General features: G+C 36.9%; 7 protein-coding genes and 1 CRISPR repeat array. Of the genes, 1 reads left to right on the top strand and 6 read right to left on the bottom strand.

Annotated features, from left to right (window positions below; all coding sequences use genetic code 11):
• Positions 1 to 213 precede the first annotated feature (213 nt).
• The 6 genes from H6G48_RS00225 to cas1 form a co-directional block, all read right to left on the bottom strand.
• Positions 214 to 1,611 (bottom strand): HesA/MoeB/ThiF family protein, encoded by a 1,398-nt coding sequence (locus H6G48_RS00225; protein WP_190717927.1) that lies wholly within the window; start codon positions 1,609 to 1,611, stop codon positions 214 to 216.
• Between the two features lie 120 nt (positions 1,612 to 1,731).
• Positions 1,732 to 2,214 (bottom strand): hypothetical protein, encoded by a 483-nt coding sequence (locus H6G48_RS00220; RefSeq protein WP_103672754.1) that lies wholly within the window; start codon positions 2,212 to 2,214, stop codon positions 1,732 to 1,734.
• Between the two features lie 8 nt (positions 2,215 to 2,222).
• Positions 2,223 to 2,420 (bottom strand): hypothetical protein, encoded by a 198-nt coding sequence (locus H6G48_RS00215; protein WP_103672755.1) that lies wholly within the window; start codon positions 2,418 to 2,420, stop codon positions 2,223 to 2,225.
• A 60-nt stretch (positions 2,421 to 2,480) separates the two neighbouring features.
• A complete protein-coding gene (locus tag H6G48_RS00210; RefSeq protein WP_190717924.1) occupies positions 2,481 to 3,068 on the bottom strand; it encodes a hypothetical protein in 588 nt (195 codons plus the stop codon).
• A gap of 44 nt (positions 3,069 to 3,112) precedes the next feature.
• Complete coding sequence (locus H6G48_RS00205; RefSeq protein ID WP_190717921.1) at positions 3,113 to 3,685, bottom strand: LabA-like NYN domain-containing protein; 573 nt, start codon at positions 3,683 to 3,685, stop codon at positions 3,113 to 3,115.
• Between the two features lie 62 nt (positions 3,686 to 3,747).
• Positions 3,748 to 4,752: a CRISPR-associated endonuclease Cas1 gene (gene cas1 / locus H6G48_RS00200; RefSeq protein WP_190717918.1), complete on the bottom strand. Its 1,005-nt coding sequence runs from the start codon at positions 4,750 to 4,752 to the stop codon at positions 3,748 to 3,750.
• Positions 4,753 to 5,227: 475 nt separating this feature from the next.
• Positions 5,228 to 6,215: a CRISPR direct-repeat array (repeat unit 35 nt; unit sequence CTTTTAACTTCTTAGCAAGTTTAATTAATGGAAAC).
• Between the two features lie 94 nt (positions 6,216 to 6,309).
• Between cas1 and H6G48_RS00195 the strand changes: the two genes are divergently transcribed.
• Positions 6,310 to 6,540 (top strand): hypothetical protein, encoded by a 231-nt coding sequence (locus H6G48_RS00195; protein WP_190717930.1) that lies wholly within the window; start codon positions 6,310 to 6,312, stop codon positions 6,538 to 6,540.
• Positions 6,541 to 6,615 lie beyond the last annotated feature (75 nt).

Genomic DNA, 6,615 nt, shown 5'->3' with positions numbered 1-6,615 from the left:
TATCCATAATCGTACAGCATTTTGTATTAAATTTAAGAAATTATCAATCTGTTTCTGATCAGACTTAGGATAATTCGCTAATCGAGCTAATTCCGGGACAAGTTCTTCTAGAGTTGTGATAGTAGGTAAGGACATAGCCAAGTTAGAGAAAGGGAAAAATAGAGGGATTTCACTCCAATTATAAAAAAAGTAGGGAAACCCCCCTTTCCTTCCTTAAAGGGTGCATAAGGAAGAACAGAAATAACAGTCAGAACTTTGCAGATGGTCTATATTGGCTTTTAGCCAATTAGAATTGGGAAAATCATAAATCCAATCTAAACCAGAATCGATAGGGAGAAAGCCACTGATAATTCCGTGAATCACCCCTACTCCTGTGCTGGCACAAATATTATTTAACCAATAGACTGCTGGCGCGTCAATTCCTTGTAAATAACCAGCTTCAGAGGCAATGGCGGCGATCTCAGTCGGTGCAGACTCTAATGCCGCTTGTTGTAGATTAATAATATTGCCACACATCAAACACCAGCCCCCCCCGAGCGGAGGAACGGTTACACGACAATACAGACGAGGTTGATGATGGGGTTTGACTTCAATATGAGTCCCTAAACAAACCAAGGGACGAGCATACTCTAAAGCTAATTCTTGAGCTACTTGTCGCGAGCGATGATTATCTGTAGCGACGACGATTAAATCCGCTGTCGCTATTTCTGCTTTGGCTTTCTCATCTTCTACGGAAAGAGATAAGGCTTTAACATGAGAACCAATAGCATAAGTTCTTTTAATCAACCATTTAAGATAGTGAACTTTGTACCATCCTTGGTCTACCATTTCTTGAGTAGCAGCTGGCATTCGATTGAGATTTACTGTTTCTAAACGGTCATGATCAATAAATACCCAATTTTTGACCCCCAATCTGGCCAGTTGTTCAGCAAACACGGCTCCAATACCGCCACAACCAATAAGAGCGACTTTTAATTGATTCAGGTGTTTTTGTACAGTTTCTCCAAAAACTTTTTGTCGAGCAAAGATTAATTCTGTATCTTCGCCAGAAAAGTTACTATTGATTGGTGTTAACCAAGAACGACAGAATTCAATTGAAGTATGATTAGTTCCTTGACGATTCCAAATCCGAAATTTTGATTTTTCTAGGGACTCATTGAAGACTCCAGAAATCAAGCGAGGCTTTTCTTGGTAACAAGAAGCGAGAAACTTAGCGTATTCTGCTTCATAGCGATCATCGACACAAGAAAAGGAAGGAGTAGCATCGCCAAAATGGGTATGAATGTGAACTACATCTAATTTCCGAGTTTTACTTGAAGAGGAGGACTTCGAGAGAGCGCACAGATAAGTATCTAGTAAATACTGATGAAATTGCTGTTTGAGTACCAATCCACTAGCCGATTGATGTTCGTAACAATCAGCAGTAGGTACAACCCAAGCTTGAGGAATATATCTGACTTTTTTCTTAGATAGCTGATGGCGTTGACAGAAAAAGAAGCCAATTACTTCTTCTCTGTGTTGACGAGCATCCAGCATTGCTTGACGAAACTGTTTCCACATTAAGGGAGGGATGTGTAGTAATATATCTTGGGGTTTTGGTTGAGTATTCATGCTTGATTGATTATTGGGATGAATGAAGCTAATAGAGAAGATGGAAAGATTGCTTGAATCAATCTTCTACCCTTTTCCCACACTTTTAAGGCTAGGGTTTTATCAGAATTTCTTCTGTCGTCAGACGTTATTAATTGCGTGGCGTGCGGTGATAAATAGGGTAACGAGATTGTGTCCTCTTTCGGGATTATTACTAGGTCGCCAAGAATTGAGCCATTTATCTCGGTTAAACCCGCCTCCGAGTCCTACACAATACCAATACCAGCCTTCTTCACTTAAGAATGGTGCGCCGTAGTAACTTTGTCTAGTAAAGTGATGATCCCCTTCTCCGACCGTATCCCAAGGATAATTAAGGTAGCAGCCAATAGGAGGAAGCCGTGGATAATCTGGTGGTAATAAAAACAAAACATCAGAGTTAGAAACTTTGAATTTACTCGAAGACAAAGGCATTCTCTTAATTAAAATTGCTGTGTATTGCACGTCACCAATTGTTTTACTCCCAACCACAATGGTTTTGGCTACTTTGTCTAGTAATTTTAGTTCGGCACTTAGGCGTGTATTGAGAGTAAATTTAGTTGCATTACTACTAATAGTTATTGTCATTTTTTTCTTTATCCTTTTACAATTTTAGGAACTGTCCAAACTTTTGAACCTTCTTTGAGAGCTTCTGTATCTTTCAAGGGTTTAGTGCCACCAAAGCCTTCTTCCATTACGTCATCATTGCCAATTTCTGGAAGTCGAGAACGTAAATCTTCAACTGTTGTTCCTTCTGGTAAATCAATTAGCTTGCCATTAACTATTGCTCGCATAAAAACTCCTGATTTGTTAATAAATGAATCCCTCAAGAAATGTTTGGTGTGCGCTCTTGATTAAAAATCTATTTGGGTCTTTGACTCAAAGCAATTTTCTTGACATTTCAGTTGATTGTTTTCTTCAACTAATTCATGATGAACAAGAGAAGACTTTGTTTTTTGTGGGTGCTTATTGAAAGGATAAATATCGAACCAATCGCAAAAATAAATAATTACAATCATCAGTGAACTACCAAAAGTCAGCCACAATAATTTTGTCGGTATTTGTTTCTTGAGAGCAGTTAACTTATTTTCAATTTGAGACAATTTCCTATTTTCTAAAAAGTCTAATTGTTGCTTTTGTTCTTTCAGGAATAGTTCCATTCTTTTTAATTCTCTTTGATAAGTTTTAGCATGATTTTCTTGTCTTTGTGTCCAGAGATTTTCTAAGTTTTCACAATTTTCTTTCAGGTATTGAACGTAAAGTTCAACTTGACGGATTAATGCTTCTCGCTTTACGTTTTCTGTTTGTTCTATTGTTTGTTCTAATTGTTCAAAGGAACTTTGCACTTTCTCAACTTCTTGATTAAGTTTTTCGAGTTGTTGCTTGAAGGGATCAAAATCCCCTTTTGGTTGACCAAATAATTTGCCATTAATTATTTTCACGGTTACTCCATTCGTTTGTTTAAAGTGTGTCATCATGAAAGTAACTAATCAAACACATTGTTATTGCCAATACGATGATAATCTTGCGTCCCATTTTGGGCTTCAAAATCATCAAATAACTCTATCAAATCGATAACACTATTAGCAGAATTTTTCAAATCGTTACCGAGAGATTGTTCGACAGAAGCGACTTCAACTCGCATTCCTCGTCTTCTAAGTTTTTGTGCTAAATAAGCAAAATCAGAATCGCCAGTGACTAAAACGACAATATCTGGCTTCATTTCTAAAGCTAATTCAATAGCATCCATCGCCATTACTACATCAACATTGGTTTCGTAGTCATTACCTTTAGATTTGCCTTCTTTTGTAACAACTAAAAACCCGTTACTTTTTGCCCAGTAGATAAATTTTTCTTTGGTTTTTCTTTGTTCAGCAAATCTTTCTTTATCTGGAGGTAAACCCAGATAAATTACCATTTCAATTAGTTCTCTTCCTTCCTGAGGATCGGCTAAATAATCACGGATTTTTTGCCAATTAATCTTACGATTAAAACTTTGAGCAGATATATGGGTATTATCGGCATCGGCAAAGACTAATACTCGACGCATAAATGTCATAAAGCTAACCTCTCAACTCCAATTTCATTAAACTACCCTCTAAGAAGAGGGGGTTTCCGATTTCATTTTTGCCAAATCATGGGTTGATATCTTTCTGTCTTTTTCATCAAACAAGAAATGTATTCTTGGACTTGAAGTTCTAAACAACTACGCAAACTGACTTGGCGTTGAGTTTGAGGATGGGTAAGTTCTAAAGATAGTTTTTCTTCCCAATATTTAAGGAACTTCTTCAGAGAATCTTGCTGTAAATAGACGGCACCTTGTTCATCTGGGTTAGTAAAGTTGTCTGGAGAAAAAATATTTTTGTTAACTAAGTAAACGACTAAAGAATCAACAATTTGAGCGCGAAATTCTTCCATTAAATCTAAAACTAAAGCAGGATGATTTTCTCGACAGGTATGCAAATTCCCAAAATGAGTATGTAATCCAGTTAGTTGTACAAGCGAAAAAAGATGCTGAAATAAAAGAGTGTAGCCAAAACTTAGTAAACTATTGATGGGATCTGTTGGAGGACGCATCGTTCTTTTGGTAAAGGAAAAATTTCCTTGAAATAAAGAACTTAAACCTTGAAAATAAATATTAGCAGCTTTTCCCTCATATCCCCTTAATGATTCTAAAGATTCAGCGCTATTTAAACTATTGATAATTTTTTTGAGATTGATAACGGCTGTTTTCACTATCTCATTAGGATGACGACGCTGAAGACGCATCAATAAAATTCTCGAATTATGCACTTTAGCACGAACAATGGCATTAGCTTGTGTGTTAACAAAATCACTATTTTCTGCTTGTTTAACTTGTTGCGTTAAATAAGTAATTTTGGCTTGTATTTCCGACTGTAAATGTCCCAAATAATATCCTTGAGGTGAATAATAAGTGATAGGAATATTATGGAATAGCGCTGCTTGTACCGCACCATGGGATAAATGACAGTAACCAAAAAGAATAATATTTTTAACTTGGTTCACTGGAACTTTAAAAAGTTGTTGTTGCTGCTGAAAAATTTGAAACTGTTGGTGCTGAACTTTAAGAGAAGAACCTTGTTCTACTATATATAAAGTGGACATAAATTAATATAAGATATACTTTAAGGGTTGAAGTTGACAAAAAGATATTCAAAAACTAGCTTTGCACACTAGATAAGCTAAAGCTGGAATCGCATAGGGAGCATCTCATTTATGCAAGTGAGTAATTATACTTGTCCTAAAACTGTTTTCTAGTAAGGCTTTCAAAATAGCTTGACATAAAGATTTAGGGGTTATAAAGGTGAGATGCTCCCGATCGCATAGGCATTAGCGTGGAACAAATTCTATTGTTTCATGCCGATGGAATGGGGGGTTTCTCAACATTTTTCGTGGGTTAGACACAATGCCTGAAAATCTAGAGTTTTCGTTGAGGTGCGTCGATGCCTTGGCCAGCAAGACTTTGAGCCTTATGACTGAGGTAACTATTGAGAATTATTATTAATAATGTCTATGCTTTTCAATATCCCACGAAAAATTGCTGTACAATCCTTATACAGCCTAGTTTTGCCAAGCTAGTCTTTTAACTTCTTAGCAAGTTTAATTAATGGAAACTAAAATCAATCGGGCACAGTCAAGAGAACGTCCAAATTTCCTTTTAACTTCTTAGCAAGTTTAATTAATGGAAACAATTAACCGTGCATTTTGCACGGCAATCAGTCCTTGAAGGCTTTTAACTTCTTAGCAAGTTTAATTAATGGAAACATGGTGATTTCTTGGGTAATATTCGATCAGGATGATTTCTTTTAACTTCTTAGCAAGTTTAATTAATGGAAACACCTCCTGCTGCAGCTGGATGATGCGTTGAAGTCTTTTAACTTCTTAGCAAGTTTAATTAATGGAAACTTTTCTTCCAACAACTCCTCTAACGCTTCCTCTAACGCTTTTCTTTTAACTTCTTAGCAAGTTTAATTAATGGAAACGAGAACATATTAAGCCCTAGGTCCTCCCACTCCTTTTAACTTCTTAGCAAGTTTAATTAATGGAAACAACTGTAATTCCCTGCGCTCCGTCTCCAAATTCTCCTTTTAACTTCTTAGCAAGTTTAATTAATGGAAACAGAATGCACTCCGTGCGAAACATGGGCTGCTCCGGCGAGACTTTTAACTTCTTAGCAAGTTTAATTAATGGAAACGTTTGGATTGACTCTCCGACAAAGCTTGTCGCGGTGATTCTTTTAACTTCTTAGCAAGTTTAATTAATGGAAACATCGATGGCGGTTTCCCGACGCGCAATTTCTTTTTCTTTTAACTTCTTAGCAAGTTTAATTAATGGAAACGTCAAAGTGGCAAAAAACAAGCGTTGCCGCTTGGTCAGAAACTCCTTTTAACTTCTTAGCAAGTTTAATTAATGGAAACAACAAATTGAGCCATTTTTTTAGTCTCCTTTTTGACTGACTTTTAACTTCTTAGCAAGTTTAATTAATGGAAACCATCCAACGGAGTAGGGGCAATTCATGAATTGCCCCTACTGCTTTTAACTTCTTAGCAAGTTTAATTAGGGTTTGCGGCAAAAAGTACGGGCGAAGCATTCGGGCAATAACCTATCGGTGAAACCGTAGATTTTTTATCCGAATGCTTCGCCCCTACAGGACGCGGGCCGATGAAGACGCTAGGTTTTGAAGCACGATTCTCTCAAAATCTTGCACCTGTGGGAGCAAGAAAAGCCACAAAACCCTTACCATGCCTACATTTCACATTTATTCAGCCAGCCCTAATTAATGGAAACGTTTTTGCTAACCAATTGTTAGCTTTAGGAACCCTCCAGACTTTTAACTTCTTAGCAAGTTTAATTACTGGACTTCCCCCGTATAAATATACTAGCTATGGCTAAAAGTCTTACACAGCCTGAGTTAAAGCAATATAATACTAATGGACTACTGGACACAAACTCCGGAAGTCCTTACGC

The sequence above is a fragment of the Microcystis flos-aquae FACHB-1344 genome (assembly GCF_014698375.1).
Lineage (GTDB): Bacteria > Cyanobacteriota > Cyanobacteriia > Cyanobacteriales > Microcystaceae > Microcystis > Microcystis aeruginosa.
The sequence above is the reverse complement of the archived record's forward strand: the minus strand, read 5'-3'. Positions and strand labels throughout refer to the sequence as shown.